This window comes from Bacillus infantis (genome assembly GCF_020171945.1).
Lineage (GTDB): Bacteria > Bacillota > Bacilli > Bacillales > Cytobacillaceae > Bacillus_AB > Bacillus_AB infantis_A.
Genome location: NZ_JAIVAP010000005.1, coordinates 1 through 16,610 on the forward strand (window position 1 = coordinate 1; position 16,610 = coordinate 16,610).

18 protein-coding genes and 1 riboswitch are annotated in these 16,610 nt (G+C 45.8%); of the genes, 15 read left to right on the top strand and 3 right to left on the bottom strand.

Annotation, left to right across the window (positions count from 1 at the left end; genetic code table 11):
- Nucleotides 1-606: 606 nt before the first annotated feature.
- Entirely contained in the window at nt 607-1,116 is a 510-nt protein-coding gene (locus tag LCM00_RS09660; RefSeq protein ID WP_224900798.1) for a MerR family transcriptional regulator, read from the bottom strand.
- Between the two features lie 192 nt (nt 1,117-1,308).
- Here LCM00_RS09660 and LCM00_RS09665 point away from each other — a divergent pair, with 192 nt between their 5' ends.
- Nucleotides 1,309-1,833 (top strand): type 1 glutamine amidotransferase domain-containing protein, encoded by a 525-nt coding sequence (locus tag LCM00_RS09665; protein WP_224900802.1) that lies wholly within the window; start codon nt 1,309-1,311, stop codon nt 1,831-1,833.
- Between the two features lie 135 nt (nt 1,834-1,968).
- A riboswitch (FMN riboswitch) is annotated at nt 1,969-2,107 on the top strand.
- Between the two features lie 170 nt (nt 2,108-2,277).
- Nucleotides 2,278-2,862: an ECF transporter S component gene (locus tag LCM00_RS09670; RefSeq protein WP_022544148.1), complete on the top strand. Its 585-nt coding sequence runs from the start codon at nt 2,278-2,280 to the stop codon at nt 2,860-2,862.
- Nucleotides 2,863-3,090: 228 nt separating this feature from the next.
- On the opposite strand, the gene LCM00_RS09675 is transcribed toward LCM00_RS09670, so the two are convergent.
- Nucleotides 3,091-3,339, bottom strand: a complete 249-nt coding sequence (locus LCM00_RS09675) for a ferredoxin (RefSeq protein WP_009794805.1) — start codon at nt 3,337-3,339, stop codon at nt 3,091-3,093.
- Between the two features lie 309 nt (nt 3,340-3,648).
- On the opposite strand from LCM00_RS09675, the gene LCM00_RS09680 reads away from it, so the two are divergent.
- The 12 genes from LCM00_RS09680 to LCM00_RS09735 all read left to right on the top strand — a co-directional run bounded on the left by LCM00_RS09680 (nt 3,649) and on the right by LCM00_RS09735 (nt 14,707).
- A complete protein-coding gene (locus tag LCM00_RS09680) occupies nt 3,649-4,713 on the top strand; it encodes a helix-turn-helix domain-containing protein (RefSeq protein WP_224900805.1) in 1,065 nt (354 codons plus the stop codon).
- A complete protein-coding gene (locus LCM00_RS09685; RefSeq protein ID WP_224900808.1) occupies nt 4,691-6,190 on the top strand; it encodes a RecQ family ATP-dependent DNA helicase in 1,500 nt (499 codons plus the stop codon). The genes LCM00_RS09680 and LCM00_RS09685 overlap by 23 nt, the downstream gene beginning before the upstream one ends.
- A 9-nt stretch (nt 6,191-6,199) precedes the next feature.
- Complete coding sequence (locus LCM00_RS09690; RefSeq protein WP_224900811.1) at nt 6,200-6,826, top strand: CPBP family intramembrane glutamic endopeptidase; 627 nt, start codon at nt 6,200-6,202, stop codon at nt 6,824-6,826.
- On the top strand, nt 6,804-7,529 hold the full coding sequence (locus tag LCM00_RS09695; RefSeq protein WP_224900814.1) for a LysM peptidoglycan-binding domain-containing protein: 726 nt from the start codon (nt 6,804-6,806) through the stop codon (nt 7,527-7,529). The genes LCM00_RS09690 and LCM00_RS09695 overlap by 23 nt, the downstream gene beginning before the upstream one ends.
- A 217-nt stretch (nt 7,530-7,746) precedes the next feature.
- Nucleotides 7,747-8,205 (top strand): YpbF family protein, encoded by a 459-nt coding sequence (locus tag LCM00_RS09700; protein WP_224900818.1) that lies wholly within the window; start codon nt 7,747-7,749, stop codon nt 8,203-8,205.
- A 122-nt stretch (nt 8,206-8,327) separates the two neighbouring features.
- Nucleotides 8,328-8,960: a CBS domain-containing protein gene (locus LCM00_RS09705; RefSeq protein ID WP_224900821.1), complete on the top strand. Its 633-nt coding sequence runs from the start codon at nt 8,328-8,330 to the stop codon at nt 8,958-8,960.
- Nucleotides 8,961-9,029: 69 nt separating this feature from the next.
- Complete coding sequence (locus tag LCM00_RS09710; protein ID WP_224900824.1) at nt 9,030-9,395, top strand: hypothetical protein; 366 nt, start codon at nt 9,030-9,032, stop codon at nt 9,393-9,395.
- Between the two features lie 27 nt (nt 9,396-9,422).
- Nucleotides 9,423-10,205 (top strand): metallophosphoesterase, encoded by a 783-nt coding sequence (locus tag LCM00_RS09715; protein WP_224900827.1) that lies wholly within the window; start codon nt 9,423-9,425, stop codon nt 10,203-10,205.
- A gap of 100 nt (nt 10,206-10,305) precedes the next feature.
- Nucleotides 10,306-11,211: a MerR family transcriptional regulator gene (locus LCM00_RS09720; protein WP_224900830.1), complete on the top strand. Its 906-nt coding sequence runs from the start codon at nt 10,306-10,308 to the stop codon at nt 11,209-11,211.
- Between the two features lie 138 nt (nt 11,212-11,349).
- A complete protein-coding gene (locus LCM00_RS09725; RefSeq protein WP_224900835.1) occupies nt 11,350-11,937 on the top strand; it encodes a genetic competence negative regulator in 588 nt (195 codons plus the stop codon).
- Between the two features lie 368 nt (nt 11,938-12,305).
- Nucleotides 12,306-13,583: a Glu/Leu/Phe/Val family dehydrogenase gene (locus tag LCM00_RS09730; protein WP_224900838.1), complete on the top strand. Its 1,278-nt coding sequence runs from the start codon at nt 12,306-12,308 to the stop codon at nt 13,581-13,583.
- 152 nt (nt 13,584-13,735) lie between these two features.
- Nucleotides 13,736-14,707 (top strand): YpdA family putative bacillithiol disulfide reductase, encoded by a 972-nt coding sequence (locus LCM00_RS09735; RefSeq protein ID WP_224900841.1) that lies wholly within the window; start codon nt 13,736-13,738, stop codon nt 14,705-14,707.
- A gap of 36 nt (nt 14,708-14,743) precedes the next feature.
- On the opposite strand, the gene LCM00_RS09740 is transcribed toward LCM00_RS09735, so the two are convergent.
- Nucleotides 14,744-15,721 (bottom strand): asparaginase, encoded by a 978-nt coding sequence (locus tag LCM00_RS09740; RefSeq protein ID WP_224900845.1) that lies wholly within the window; start codon nt 15,719-15,721, stop codon nt 14,744-14,746.
- 162 nt (nt 15,722-15,883) lie between these two features.
- Between LCM00_RS09740 and prsW the strand changes: the two genes are divergently transcribed.
- The gene (prsW, locus tag LCM00_RS09745; protein WP_224900848.1) at nt 15,884-16,573 is read left to right on the top strand and encodes a glutamic-type intramembrane protease PrsW; all 690 of its coding nucleotides are present in this window, start codon (nt 15,884-15,886) and stop codon (nt 16,571-16,573) included.
- Nucleotides 16,574-16,610 lie beyond the last annotated feature (37 nt).

Below are 16,610 nucleotides of genomic sequence, written 5' to 3' on the forward strand. Positions count from 1 at the left end.
CAGGAGCCCGATGGAGTACATGACTGCTCAATTTTGGTGGCGGTCATGTATCCCGGGAGTCCGATGGAGTACATGACTGCTCATTTTGTGGAGCGGTCATGTATCCCAGGAGCCCGATGGAGTACATGACTGCTCAATTTTGGTGGTGGTCATGTATCCCGGGAGTCCGATGGAGTACATGACTGCTCAATACTGGTGGCAGTCATGTTTCCCAGGAGCCCGATGGAGTACATGACTGCTCAATTTTGGTGGCGGTCATGTATCCCGGGAGTCCGATGGAGTACATGACTGCTCATTTTGTGGAGCGGTCATGTATCCCAGGAGCCCGATGGAGTGCATGACTGCCCAATTTTTAGAGTAGTCATGTATCCCAGGAGTCAAATGGAGTACAAGACTGTCACTTTGCTGGGGAGTCATGCATCCCAAGATCCGGCAGAGTACCTGATTCCTTACTTCAAGCACAAAAAGGGGCGCCTTGTTCTCTGGCATTAGCGGCAAGATCCGAGTCCTGGACTTCAAGATTTTTTCCTAAAGACTTCAGCAGCCGCAGCTTGACGGGAAAGGTCTGCCACTTTGAAAATAAAAAAGCACTGCCCCATGGCGTGCTTAAAAACCGAAAAGCAGGCTGATTATATTCTTTTTCTTCCAGCTTCTTTTGATGGAAGGATGGTCAAAAACAGGGGGCTGATCAGAAGCAGCAGTTTGTGGTGATGCTTCGAGCTGAGCTATCTTTTCAGCCATCTGGAGCAGCTGGGTCTTCAGATCTTCAATTTCGCGGCGGTGCTGGAGCAGCTGGTAGGAAACAACGTCATCAGCCTTGGAATCAAGCCGGGAGTCCAGCAGGCTGACCTTATCTGCCAATTCCTTTATTTGAACAGAGTGATCCTCATGCTGCTGCCTCACTTCCGGTGATTTTTGGACCGAAAGCTTTACTTCATGGACAAGGGCACCGTTCTGGATCTGGAATTGTATATCTTTCAAGATTTCTAATTGATCTTCCTCAAAATGATAATGGCCAAGTTCATTCCTTCCGACTTCAAGACCGAACTGTTTAACCCAGCGCTGGATCGTGCTCGGCGATACTCCCAAAGAGCTGGCAGCTTTATTTGTATTCATTTTCATCACTCCTTTCTCTTACAAATACTGCAAATAGGAAGAGATTCCTCCCCTCATGACAAAACAAGTTGGGATTCGGCAAAAAAAGCCAGGAAAGGCCTTGATTTGCCCGGGGGACCAGGGCTGTAGGGGAGACATGCAGGCAGAAAAGGGTTAGAATGGCTGTAACCATGAAAAAAGGAGTGCTTATTTATGAGATTGGAAGGCAAAAAAATTATCAGTCTGGTACACCATGAGTTTGAAGACCTGGAGCTATGGTATCCTATTCTGCGGCTTCGGGAAGAAGGCGCAATTGTAGATCTGGCAGGTGAAACAGCAAAGGAAACGTATCTCGGGAAGTACGGGGTCCAGGCGGAATCCGATTATGCCTATTCAGAGATTTCTGCTGAAGATTATGACGCCATCCTGGTGCCGGGCGGATGGGCGCCGGATAAAATCAGGAGGTTTCCGGAAGTTATTTCACTCATCAGGGAAATGGATGAAGCGAAGAAGCCGATCGGACAGATATGCCATGCAGGGTGGGTGCTTATATCTGCAAAGATCCTTGAAGGCCGCACAGTCACCAGTACCCCGGGAATCAAGGATGACATGGAGAATGCAGGAGCAATCTGGGTTGATGAGCCTGCTGTAACGGACGGCCATATTGTATCAAGCAGGAGGCCGCCTGATCTTCCGGATTATATGCGGGAGTTTATCCGGGCGCTTGAGAAGAAGTAGTTAGTGCAAAACGGCCATCTGAGTGGGAACTAAGGGGCTCCTGCAAAAAGTTAGAGCATTATTCTTCACAAGAAGGTTTTTTTTCAGTATAATAAATTCAGAATTCCAATTAGGGGTTCAAAATAATTTAATACGGTCTATCTTCGGGGCAGGGTGAAATTCCCGACCGGCGGTGATGAGGCAAGTCAGCTCTAAGCCCGCGAGCCTGTTTTATTGGGCAGGATTTGGTGAGATTCCAAAGCCGACAGTACAGTCTGGATGGGAGAAGATGGAGGTTCTGCAAACGTTCAAAAGATGCAGGAATTGAACGTTTATTAAGCTTGCCTTTGTATATTCTCCCTCAAGCAGTTTGCTTGGGGGATTTTTAATTCAATGGCATTAGCTTTTTTTGCCGAACCTTTCTTCTTTAGGTGAGATGGATCCTAAAAAGGAGAGAGGAACAACATGAAGAAATTTTCAATTAAAGCTTTAGTTTCAATTGCTATGCTGAGCAGCATATCGTACGTGCTGATGCTGCTGAATTTCCCAATACCGCCGTTTCCGAAATTCTTAATGATTGACTTCAGCGACATACCTGCATTGATTGCTGCGTTGATCTTTGGTCCGGCTGCAGGGATACTTGTTGAATTATTTAAAAATGTACTTGATTATTTTATGACAGGAAGCGCCACCGGTGTACCGGTAGGGCATCTGGCGAACTTTGCTGCCGGAATACTCTTCGTGCTTCCAACCTATTATATCTACAATAAACTGAGGACGAATAAAGGCATGACAGCTGCCCTGGTCATTTCAACCTTCATCATGGCAGTGCTGATGAGCATCCTGAATTATTTCATCATTCTGCCTGCCTATACGCTGTTCCTGAACATGCCTGCCATGTCAGCGCCTGAAACGCGCACAATGGTTGTGACAGCCATTCTGCCGTTCAACATCGTAAAAGGCCTGATCATCACCGGAATCTTCATGCTTCTGTTTGCCAAAATGAATCCATGGATCAATAAGCAGTCTGCGTACCGCAGTGCTGCCTAAATAAAAAAAACTGCAGCCTGCACTGCAGTTTTTTTGTGTGTAAATTTAAAGTCAGGAAGAGCGAAAAGCGCCTGAACCTAAGGAATGCTGACTGTGGACGGAGGGTCCATAGGATTCAGGAGCGAGACCCCCAGCCTTTATGCGGGCGCATCTCTTGTTCGAGGGAGGGAATTTACCACAAGACATAAGAAAAACAGCCTCGGAAGGGAGGCTGTTTTTCAGTGTATGCTATTCAAATTTAAGGGCGTCGCCCTCAAACGGCTCATCCGCAACTTTGATGGAATCAGTCGGGCAGCCTTCAAAAGCATCCATCATATCGTCTATTAATACATCAGGAATTTCAACGATGCCTTCGTTTTCATCAAGTGTAACGAATGCAATGCCTTCATCATCATAATCATAAATATCTGGAGCTGCAGCTCCGCATGCGCCGCATGCAATACATGTTTCTTTGTCAACAATTGTATACTTTGCCATGTAAAAACCTCCCAATCAATTAACCGAAATAGTCGCGGTTCCCGCTTTCTGGCGGACGGAAACTCTTTCCTCATACACCTATTGTAAGTGTGCTTTCTTTACTTTTCAATAGAAAATGTATTGAGAATGCTTATCACATCAGGGTTTGCAACATTTAATACCCTGTGTGCGTGTTTTAAAACAGCCTGGTTTTTTCTAAACATGTTAAAATATATAAAGGAACAGGCTGCTTAAAAATGTAATATATATTGCCGCTTTAAAGTGTTATATTAGCAAAAAGGCTAAAAATATACAAGCAAGGTGAATTTTATGCCTATTAACTATCTGCAAATGATTATTTTATATTGTCTGGATAAGCTGAACGGCGAGAGGACCATCTATTCCATCTATCATCTGCTGAATGGAAAAAAGTCATCGCAGACAATCCAGGATGCCCATTTATTCCAGCTGGGCTCTTTATTTCAGACATGCCCTTCACTGGAGAGGGCTGATCTTGATGAGAAGATAAAGCATCTGGAAAAACAAGGCTTGATCCAACAGAAGGAAGAGCTTCATTACATGGTCACGGACGAGGGAGCTTCAGCCCTTGGTGCCCAGCTGCAGAAGACTCCGGTTCCATCATCATTGAATGGGTGGAAGCTTCATGACAAGTCTGCCCTTTTTTGGGAGAGGCTGTCGCTGCTCGTTCAGGTGGTTTCCCAGCTAAACCATAATAATTCACATTATATTCCGATCCAAAGAAGAAGGGCCGCCCATATTTGGCTGAAAAAAGCCCTGCGCGAAGCGAAGATGGATAAAAAGGCCCTCGCTGCCGGACTGTACGGTGAACTGGAGGCTGCACTGGAATCATACAGCGGGGCCGATCCGTCAATCCTGATCCTGAGGCTTACAGGTGCCGGCCATATCGGCCTGACATCTGAACAGGCAGCCGAGGCTATGAATTTGGACTTCGATCATTATCGGTTCTGCTTCCTGTCTATCCTGCACTATCTGATTGTTCACATCATGGAAGACCGCAGCAGCTTTCCTGTCCTGCGGTTATTATTTACCGGCGAAGAGTCATCCATTCCGCTGACGCAGTCCGCCCAGAAGACGTATATGATGCTGAAGCAGGGTGTTGGCCTGGAAAAGATCATTCAGGCAAGGGGACTTAAAAGGAGCACAATAGAAGACCATATTGTAGAGCTGGCACTGAATGTAGAGGGGTTCAGCATCGACCCTTATGTAAAGGCCGAAAGACAGGAGCTTATCAGGAGCGCAGCCATGAATGCCGAGTCACGGCAGCTTAAGCATATCAGGAGGCTGGCAGATGGTGCGGAGTATTTTGAAATAAGGCTGGTGATGGCCAAGTATGGCGACGGAAATGATGCTTGAAGAAGAGCTCAATAGATATTTCGGCTTCTCATCCTTTAGAAAAGGGCAAAGGGAGGCCATTTCCTCCATCCTGGATGGACGGCATACACTGGCAATGCTTCCGACCGGCACAGGGAAATCCATTTGCTACCAGCTTCCGGGCTACTTGCTTGAGGGCACCGTTCTCATTGTTTCGCCGCTCCTTTCCTTGATGCAGGACCAGGTCGAACAGATGAAGATGAACGGGGAGAAAAGGGTCGTTGCACTCAATTCATTTTTAAGCTTTGAGGAAAAACGCTGGGCTTTTGACAGCCTTCAGAGCTTTAAATTCATCTTCATTTCTCCTGAAATGCTTAATACAGCTTCTGTGCTCAATATGATCAGGAAGCTGAGGATTGCTTTATTTGTAGTCGATGAAGCCCATTGCATTTCACAGTGGGGATATGACTTCAGACCGGATTATCTTCGCCTTGGCGATATTAGAAAACAGCTTGGAAATCCGCTGACGCTGGCACTGACAGCTACTGCAACACCCGAGACAGTCAGGGACATCATTGCCCGGCTTGAGGTGGAAAACTGCGAGCAGGTTATTTCTTCTGTGGACAGGCCAAATATCAGCCTGACTGTCGAGAAACACAGCGGCTACCAGGCAAAGGCATCAAGGCTGAGGGAACTTGTTCAGCGATTCAGCGGACCGGGGATCATTTATTTTTCCAGCAAGAAAATGGCCGAGCAGGCAGCTCTATCTCTGAAAGAGAAAGGCTCAAAAAAGGTGATGGCCTACCATGGCGGGATGGATCAGGAAAGCCGTATCCTGATCCAGCAGCAATTTGTGAATGGCCAGATTGACATCGTTTGTGCCACAAGTGCTTTTGGCATGGGGATCAACAAAAGCGATATCCGTTTTGTTGTCCACTTCCATATGCCTCTCCAGCTGGAGTCCTATCTGCAGGAAATCGGCCGGGCCGGGAGAGATGGCAAGGCAAGCGCAGCCGTCCTTCTTTGGGCGCCGGGTGATGAGCAGCTGCCCCTGCAGCTTGCTGAAGCTGAGCTTCCTTCTGAGCACCAGGTTGATTATGTCTTCTCCTTGCTTGAAACGCAGGGGCTTGGCGCTTCAGAGCTTTCAGAGAATGAAAAAGAAATCCGCTTGCCTGCAGGCCTGACAGATATTCAGTGGCGGGTGCTGACCGAGCTTTCTGACAGGCTGCTGGATGAGGAAGCGGACAATCTTCCTGGCAGGATCAATGAGTTTCTCCGCAAAAGGGTCCTTATAAAAAACGGGCAAATTGCAGAAGTGGGCCGCTGGATTCACTCCAAATCATGCCGGAGGGAAAAAATCACAGAATATTTTCAGGAAGGCAAAAAGCCTGAAATTATTTCCTGCTGTGATATATGCGGTCTGGATTTAGAAAAATATTTTGGACAGGCAGAGGAGCCTGCCGGACAGGCCAGGCCTGGCTGGAAAGAACTCCTTGCCGGAATGCTAATCAATAAGTGAGCGATCATAATGAAAAAAAAGCATATGGAAATAATCAAGGAATTATCCGATAAAGACCTCTTGTTCCACTTGTATGCAACACAGCTGCTGCTCCTTGTCATATCCGCGATTCTTGGCTTTATATTATTTAATGATTTTTCTTCCTTTTTCGACTTGTTTTTTTGGGGAGATTTAAATATTTTATATATAGGGGCAGTTGCCGGGATTGCGGTTGTTCTGGCAGACCTGCTGTTAATGAAAGTCGTTCCTGCTTCGTATTATGATGATGGCGGACTCAATGAGAGGATATTCCGGAACCGGAACCCTTTGCATATTGCTGTGATTGCAGCTTTTGTCGCTTTTTGTGAAGAGCTGCTGTTCAGGGGGATCATTCAGACTCATTTCGGGCTGCTGGTTTCAAGTATTATCTTTGCAGCTGTCCATTACCGGTATTTATTTAATTGGTTCCTGTTTATCAATATTATCGTGTTGAGCTTTTTAATCGGGATCATTTATTTAGAGACAGGCAATCTTGCTGTCACGATCGTTATGCATTTTCTGATAGATTTTTTACTGGGCATCTCCATCAGATATCGGAAGCAGGACAATATAGAGGAAACAGGAAGGGATTTGGATGAACAGAGAGGATCCTTATAGAGACCAGGCCGAACGCCTGCGCAAGAAAATAGACGGCGGTACAGAACAAAAGGACAGGAAAAAAGAAGCGCTCCCCCCGAGGAGCAGCCTTCACCATAATAAGAAAAAGAAAAAGACTAAATGGAAGCTGAAATATCCGGTTATGAGCCTGCTGGCCATCTTCTTTATTCTGCTGCCGATTGCGATTTTCAGTATATACACCTCTATTGGCAATGAGCCTGGCGGGGAGGCTGCAGAAGCAAGCAAGACGAGCTATGAGACGGTGGACTTTGGCGAGACAGCTGATGAACCGGCGGCAGCAGAGGAGCAGAAGGCAGAAGAAGAGAAAAAAGCTTCAGCTGGCGAAGAGCAGGCAAAAGAATCAGATAAAGATGCCAAACAAGAAGGAAAACAGGATACAGGCGCTTCAGAGCCGGAAAAATCATCTGATGCAGAGGCGGTTGAAACAGGTGCCAAAGAACCGGAAAAAACAGCAGATAAAGAAAAAGCTGCCGGAGAGGACCAGGACAAGCCAGCAACTGAACAGAAGGAAACCTCTGGACGGTTTGTAACGCACACCGTACAGCCAGGCGAAACCATGTTCAGGATTTCAATGAAGTACTTTAAGTCACAGGACGGGATAGAAATCATCAGGCAGGCAAACGGGCTGTCCGGCAATGAAATCCACGTGGGACAAGTATTGAAAATACCGCAAAACCAGTAATGCCGGTACCTTTGAGTACCGGTTTTTTTGTTGTTTGAAGCGAATTGGAACCTTCTGTGCAGGAAAAAGAGAAACAGAAGGTCTTAGTGAAGCGGACTAGCACCCTCAGGTAATTTTCAATGCGTCTTATGCTTGCTGGAGCTGGGCAAGCCGCCTCCGCCTTTCGATAGAATATCCCCCCGGACAAACTCATATAATGGCAGGGGAGGGGGATTGTATGGAAACAACAATTCAAATGCTGGATGAGCGGACAGATCAGGCTGCAAGGCAGATGCTGCAGAAGGTAGTAGAGCGGAAACGCAAGTTTGATAGATACAAAGCCAGGCACCTGGCAGTGATGTGGGCTGGGGTTTTTGTGTCCTTTTTTTATCTGATTTACTTATATTATACGGTTATGGAACCCTATTCGTATTCGTTTGCAAGCATGTTTTCCGCCTTTGCCTCTAACAGCGCCAATTTATACCTGCTGTTTTTGGCAGGAGGGCTGTACGGAACTATGAATCTCTTTAAGGAAAAGAAGGACAAGGCTGAAAAGGAATATCATGCACTGCGCTGCGAAATCGTTGACAGAAGCAAGGATCTCTGGAAAAAGGAAGAGGAATGGAAAAACCGTCATATCGTATTCGAAATGATGAAAAAAAACTATGATATTAATCTTTACCATGAAAATAAATAGCTGGTCAGAGATCAGCAGCACGAATTGTCCTTAATTAAAAATAAACACACTCCAAAATGAAGGAATCTGGCGGAAAACAGGGAATATATATGGATGTCAGTTACTTTTTTGGGGGGATGGCCATGTTTGTTAAAAGCGTTATGATTCCTAAACACTCGTGCTACACGATAGGCTGCGGGGAGACGCTGCAAAGTGCTCTTGAGCAGCTTGAAAAGCATCAGATAGACGGTCTGCCGGTTCTGGATGGAGAGAAATATGCCGGCATCATCACAAGGTACGGGATTTATGAAAGCTATTTTAATTCCAGTCAGGAAAAAGAGACCTATTTAGAAGGAACTAAGGTCAGGGACATTGCGGATCATAAGGAAGCGGTCCTCCGCGGCAATGAGATTTTTGAAAGGCTGCTCCTTGATCTTAAAGACTTCCCTCTGCTTGCAGTTGTGGATGCAGCTGGCAAGTTCCTCGGCGTTGTGACCCGCTTCGATGTTATGGTCCAGTTTCAGTCGGCATTCGGAACTAATCGTCCCGGGGTGAGGATTGCTTTTACATCAGTCGAAACCGAGGGAAGGATTGCCCGGCTTTCCGAAATTGCCCGGCATTTTCATGAACATATCATTTCTCTGGTTACATTCGACGAAACAGATAAGCTGGTCCGCAGGATCGTCATGAAAATAGAAAAGAAAGATAATATTGATAAATTCATCAAGAAGCTGGAGGAATCCGGATTCCGGGTTTTGGATATTTATGAAGATTAGATAAGTGAAGCACAAACACTGCCCTCTTTCATACATTGGTGTGGGAGGGATTTTTTTGTGCTTTTCTTTATGATCAGGCTGCTGTCCGGGTTTTCCAGCGGCTGCCTATTTATGATTTGGCTGCCTGTTTCGCTCCCTGCTGAACCTGGCGCGGCACTGGCACAGCTGCTTTTAAGCCCCGGGGAATTCCTGGCCGCTGCTTTTGCCTTCAGCATCAGCTTTATGAGCTTTGCCTCATGCCTGAATGCGATACTGGAAAGCGGGAGGCGGTTTGAGGGCAGTTCAGCCTCAGGGTTTGCGGCCGTTTGCGGAATCGGAGCTTTGCTGGTCTGCTTTCTGGCTTTATTCTTTATGGGTTTTTGGAAGGGATTCCTGCTTTTCATTTTTTCCTTTTTATATGGTATTATTTCTATAGACTTTTACCGGAAGCGGTAAAAAGAGATTGTTCTTTGGGGAGCGGGTATGGACATTTATATAATTGCAATTATAATAATCCTCATGATATTTGGAGCCTGCCTTCTTGGCTATATGGTAAGAGAAGCCTTTCAGGACAGGGTCATACATAATGAACTGGAGTTTGAAGATTTCCCTGCAGGGTTTGGGAGCGTCACAATATTCTTCATTTCCGATATCCACCGCCGCAAAGTTTCAGATAAGCTGCTGGAAAAGGTCGAAGAGAAAGCTGACTTGGTTATAATAGGCGGAGATCTGGCTGAAAAAGGAGTGCCCTTCTCCTTAGTGAAGGAGAATATCGAAAAACTAAAAACGGTCGGTCCGGCTTACTTTGTCTGGGGCAATAATGACTATGAGGTAGATCATAGGGAGCTGGACGCGCTCCTTCTGGAAAGCGGTGTTAAAATACTTGATAACACAGCTGTATCTTTCGAAGCGGAAAATGGGGATTCAATGATTCTCATGGGTGTGGATGATGTCGGGAAAGGGAGGGACCGGCTGGACCTGGCCCTTCAGGATGCCGGGCCATCAGGTTTCAGGATTCTGGCCTGCCATAACCCTGCCATCATTGGCAAACTTGAAAAAGAAGATAGAATCCGGCTGGTATTGAGCGGACATACCCATGGAGGGCAAATACACATTCTAGGTTACAGCCCTTATGAAAAAGGGAAGGTAAAAATAATGGATGCGGCAACTCTGCTCATCAGCAATGGATATGGAACTACTGCGCTTCCTTTGAGGCTCGGTGCCAGGGCGGAAACCCACTTAGTCCGTCTAAGGCGCAAAGGCTGATTTAACAAAGGATGTCCATAGCCTATACAAAGTTTACACACATCCCGAGGATACCTATAATGGATGTATGGAACTGTACGCTGTAAACGGAGGATAATAAATGGCCAATCAAGAAGGAAAATATAACATCAAAGCTGTCTCTAAGATGCTCGGCATCCAGCCGGGCACCTTAAGAGCCTGGGAAAGGCGCTATCAGATGGTTGCACCTAAGCGGAACGAATCCGGCCATCGCCTTTACACAGAAGAACATGTCAAGACGCTGAGATGGCTGCTCAGTAAAATCGACCAGGGATTTACAATCAGCCAGGCAGTATCCCTGCTGGAAAATAATGTCCTTGAATCAGATCCTGAAGAGCCTGCGGATGGAGGGAACCATGCTGAAATCCTGGGGGACAGGCTCCTGGATGCATTATTGCAATTCGATGAATCCAAAGCACATGATCTGATCAACCAGGCATTCAGTTTATATACAATTGATAAGGTTTTGGTGGATATACTGGGCTCTTTATTGGTCAAGATAGGGGACTTATGGGAAAGAGGCGAGATCACCACTGCCCATGAGCATTTTGCTTCTTCTATCCTGCGGTCAAGGATCGGCATCATCCTCCATTCTTTTCCCCATAATTCAATCCTGCCAAAGGCAGTGGCTGTGTGCGGTCCAAATGAGTGGCATGAACTGGGCTTGCTCATTTTCACGCTGTTCCTGAGGAGGAAGGGATTTGAAGTTGTGTATCTTGGTGCCAGCATTGCCGAGAAAGACATTGATGTGGTCATTGAAACTGTAAATCCCAAATTCCTGTTCTTTTCCTGTACAATGAAGGAAAATCTTCAAGGCACTCTTGAATTAGCGGAGAAACTGTATTCAGAGCATTCCGGTCTGAGCATCGGGCTCGGAGGTTTTGCAGTAGGGCGGATGCCGCGGGAAAAGAAAGACAAATATGCCTCCTATATTTTAGGGAATAGTAAAAGTGAGTGGGAACGCTGGATAAAGGAACAAATGTCCTGAACAAAATACGAACCGGGCTGGACCTGCAGGAACCTCATTCTTCTGCTGAAATTGGCTGAATAAATAGTAAGACGACTCACCATCTTTTATAACCTTCATACACTAAATTAAGAGTTGGTCACGGCAGGGGGCATTGTCATGCGCTTGGAAAGGTTAAACTACAATAAAATCAAGATTTTCCTGACTTTAGATGACTTAACAGAACGGGGCCTGACAAAGGAAGATATTTGGAAGGACTCCTTGAAATGGCATCAGCTTTTTCATGAGATGCTCGAAGAAGCCAGTGATGAATTTGGTGTAGACATTCAGGGGTCTGTCGCGGTGGAGATATTCTCCATGCAGGCCCAGGGCATGGTTATGATTGTGACTATGCAGGAGCAGGATGAAGAAGAAGAAGAAGACTTTCTTCTCTCTGAAGGCTTTATTGACATGCAGGTTGTAATTGATGACAACGAAGATCTCCTTTTTGTTTTTAAGGATGTGGAGGATGTCATCCAGCTTTCAGGAAGGCTGGCCGGTATGGGATTGAATGGCGGAAGCCTCTATCATATGGAGGGACGCTATTACTTATTGTTCGATGACATCCTGGCAGAAGATGCAGAAAAGCTCGCCAGTATGCTCGCGGAATATGGGAGCACATCCCTTGTCACCCGCTGGAGGCTCCTTGAATATGGCAAGGAAATCATTGCAGATAGTGCAATTGAAACACTGAGCCGCTATTTCTGAGAGTCCATCGGCAGGAAAGCACTGTTTGTTTAAATGGAACCATTAACCCGGGAGAATACAATAGAAGAAGACAGGTTGGGATTTTTCGATGACAGCCTGTCTTTTTGTGTTTCCATAAACTTTTTTGCTATAGTTTTAAGCCCATTTTTCAGATATCGTAAATAAGGTGTTTTTTTTACGCGAATAAGGGAAAAGTGTTAATGTAAAAATAACTGAAAATTCCCATTATAACAGCGTTGGCAGCGTTTTCAACAAGTAATCAAAAAATGCCGAAAAGTGCATTTTTCTTCTTGCATAAATCAAACAAAGGTGTATACTATGTCATGAATACGGACAAAATGCAAAGTGATTTTTTAGGAGGTTTACAAATGGTAGCCGAGAACGGTACTGGAAACACAAATAAAGAAGACAAACATGACGTTTTAAAGTCAACTCAAACTGTTATTCATAAGGCTCTCGAAAAGCTTGGATATCCTGAAGAGGTATATGAACTGCTGAAAGAGCCGATCCGCATGATGACAGTTAAAATACCTGTCAGAATGGATGATGGGTCTGTTAAAGTCTTTACTGGCTACCGGGCGCAGCATAATGATGCTGTTGGGCCGACTAAGGGCGGCATCCGCTTCCATCCGGGCGTAACGGAAAAAGAGGTGAAAGCCCTTTCTATATGGATGAGCCTTAAGTGCGGCATCGTCGATTTGCCATATGGCGGCGGAAAAGGCGGGATTGTCTGTGATCCAAGAGATATGTCCTTCCGTGAGCTGGAAAGGCTCAGCCGAGGCTATGTCCGTGCAATCAGCCAGATTGTGGGTCCTACTAAAGATATTCCGGCTCCAGATGTATTTACCAACTCTCAAATCATGGCTTGGATGATGGACGAATACAGCCGAATAGATGAATTCAACTCTCCTGGCTTTATTACAGGAAAGCCGCTCGTTCTCGGGGGCTCACATGGAAGGGAATCGGCAACTGCTAAAGGCGTCACGATCTGCATCAGGGAAGCTGCCAGAAAAAAGGGCATCAACCTGCAGGGGGCGCGCGTCGTCGTACAGGGCTTCGGAAATGCCGGAAGCTTCCTTTCCAAATTCATGCATGATGCCGGTGCAAAGGTTGTGGGAATATCTGATGCCTATGGCGGCCTGCATGATCCCGAGGGGCTTGACATTGACTATCTGCTTGACCGCCGTGACAGCTTTGGGACGGTAACCAAGCTTTTCAATAATACAATCACCAACAAAGAGCTATTGGAACTTGATTGCGATATCCTTGTTCCTGCTGCCATCGAAAATCAAATTACTGAAGAAAATGCCCATAATATCAGGGCAAGCATCGTAGTTGAGGCTGCTAACGGGCCTACTACCCTCGAAGCAACCCAGATACTCACAGAAAGGGGCATCCTGCTCGTGCCGGATGTTCTGGCCTCTGCCGGGGGAGTAACTGTTTCTTACTTCGAATGGGTTCAGAATAACCAGGGCTATTACTGGACTGAAGAAGAAGTGGAAGAAAAACTTGAGAAGATTATGTGCAAATCGTTCAATAATATTTACGATACGGCCCAGACTAGAAGAGTGGATATGAGGCTTGCTGCATATATGGTTGGCGTCCGCAAAACAGCTGAAGCCTCCAGATTCCGCGGCTGGGTGTAAGAAGAAGCGCATATCATTGAATGTTTCATAAAAATCTCCTATCATAAATTGATGGGAGATTTTTTATTTTCCGATGTGAAGGATAAATATTAAAGAGACCCTGCCTGTCGGCGGGGCAAAAAAGAGAATGCTTAAGTAAGGAGCGCTGACATATGAAATCGGAAGATGCGATAATAATAGGAGGAGGCCCCTGCGGACTTGCAGCAGCCATTGCGTTAAAGGAAGCGGGTAAGGAACCGCTTGTTATTGAAAAAGGAAATATTGTCAATGCCATCTATCATTATCCGACCCATCAGACTTTTTTCAGTACGGCTGAAAAACTTGAAATCGGCGGGGTGGCTTTTGTTACTGAAAATTATAAGCCGCAGAGGAACCAGGCTCTTGTCTACTACAGGGAAGTGGCAAAAAGGAAACAGCTTAATATCCATGCGTATGAAAAGGTCCTTGGAGTAACGAAGGACCTGGAAGGCTTTATCGTCCAGACGGATAAAGGACAATATACTGCTCCATATGTAATTATTGCGACAGGCTATTATGACAACCCGAATTATCTTGATATACCAGGGGAAGACCTTCCGAAGGTTTTTCACTATTTCAAGGAAGCCCACCCATATTTCAACAAAGATGTCGTGGTAATTGGCGGAAAGAACTCAAGTGTGGATGCAGCCATAGAGCTTAACAAAGCGGGCGCACGGGTAACGGTTTTGTACAGGGGAAGCGAATATTCCCAAAGCATCAAACCGTGGATTTTGCCGGAGTTTGAATCACTTGCAAGGTCAGGTCAAGTAAAAATGGAATTTGAGGCCGAAGTAAGAGAGATCACCGAGAGCGAGGTCATTTATGAGAAAAAGGGCAGGCAGGAAGCGATAAAAAATGATTTTGTTTTTGCTATGACAGGCTACCATCCTGATCACACCTTCCTCCAAAAGATGGGAATCGCTATCGACCCTGCATCTGGACGCCCGCATTATAGTGAAGAAACGATGGAAACAAATATTGAAGGCATCTTTATTGCAGGCGTGATTGCAGCCGGGAATAATGCAAATGAAATTTTCATTGAAAATGGCCGTTTCCATGGCGGGATAATTGCAGAAGCTATAAAGAAGCGTGAATCGGACAGCTAAATATGAAAGGGGCACCGCCAGCGGATGCCCCTTTTTTTATACTTGGAAAAGCCTTTCAATATGCTCCATTTCATCAGTGAGGGTCAGGGCAATCAAGAGTTTCAGGCGTGCTTTCTGACCGTTCAGGCCGTTTGAAAAAATAACCCCAAGCTCTTTCAGCTGTTTGCCGCCGCCCTCATAGCCGTATATATCCTGGGCAATCCCGTTGAAGCATCTGGACACAAGGACAACGGGTATATTGGCTTCTATCAGGCTTTTGACCCCAATAGCAGCGGCAGGCGGCAGATTGCCCTGTCCAAGTGCTTCAATTACCACTCCATCCATTTTCAGGTCTTTAATGGCCATCAGCAATGAGGAATCCATCCCGGCATGCGCTTTTACGAGCACGACTTTTTTGGATACATCGGAGATCTGGTAGCTTTCTTTGGTGAGTGGCGAGTGGTGGAAGAGCACTCCCCTTTTAGTGACGATTCCGATTGGTCCATATTGGGGACTTTGGAAAGTTGAGACGTTGCTGGTATGGGTTTTAGTGCAATTCTCCGCTGTGTGGATCTCATCATTCAAAACAACCAGGACCCCTTTATTCATTGCTTCGCTGCTTACAGCCACCCGCAGCGAGGCAATCAGATTGTACAGGCCGTCTGATCCTATCTCATTGCTTGACCGCATGGCACCGGTAACAATCACAGGGATAGGCGCCTGGAGGGTGAGATCGAGGAAATAAGCTGTTTCCTCCAGTGTATCAGTTCCATGGGTGATAACTGCTCCATCTATTTTCCCAAGCTGGTAGTACTTGTCTATCAAATCCCTCAGTACAAGCATTTCAACTGGTGTAATATGCGGGGAAGGCAGATGAAAAGGCTCTTCTACGATGATATCGGCCAGTTCAAACAGCTCATTCGTTTTATCTGTCATAGGATTCTTTTCAGTAGGAACGACGGCACCGGTTGAAGCATCTTCACTCATTGAAATCGTGCCGCCAGTATGGATGATGAGTATTTTTTTCTTTGTCATTTCTATAGCCTCCAGGATGGTTTGCAGGAAAAGGGCAGAATCCATAGGAATCCTGTACCGCTGCCTTTTCCTTATAAAATAAGCTTGATCTATGATTAATCCATTTTCATTATCATAATATCATGATACGATTAAGAAAACAGATTGAAAAGAGGACAGCTCATGCTGGGAATATTATCTGCCGGAATAGCTCCTGGTCTGGCTTTGCTTAGCTACTTTTATTTAAAGGACGAATACGATTCCGAGCCAGTTTCAATGGTGTTCAGGACTTTTCTTTTTGGTGCCCTGCTGGTGTTCCCGATCATGTTCATCCAGTATGTCCTTGAAACCGAGCAGATTGTCCAATCTGATATTGTCAGTGCATTCTTTTCCGCAAGTATGCTCGAAGAATTTTTTAAATGGTTTATTTTATTCTACACAGTTTACCAGCATATAAGCTTTGATGAGCCGTATGATGGCATTGTTTATGGTGCAAGTGTATCCCTGGGCTTTGCCACAGCGGAAAATATTCTCTATTTGATTGCCAATGGGCTGGAATATGCGATTGGCCGTGCCCTGCTGCCGGTATCAAGCCATGCTTTATTCGGTGTCATAATGGGCTACTATATTGGAAAAGGCAAGTTTACGGCTGAATCAAGGAAGAAATGGATCAGCCTCTCGCTCTTTTTGCCTTTTATCCTCCATGGAACCTATGACTTTATTCTCGTATCCCAGGAACATTGGAAGTTTATTATGGTTCCCTTCATGATTTTCCTCTGGTGGTATGGCCTCAGAAAGGTCAAGATGGCCAGGGCAATGAGCATGAAACGGATCGACGAGAGTTTTGACTATCAGAAAACCCTTTACCCCTAGGTGAGGGTTTTTTTTGTTGGGAAACTATAGTGGCATT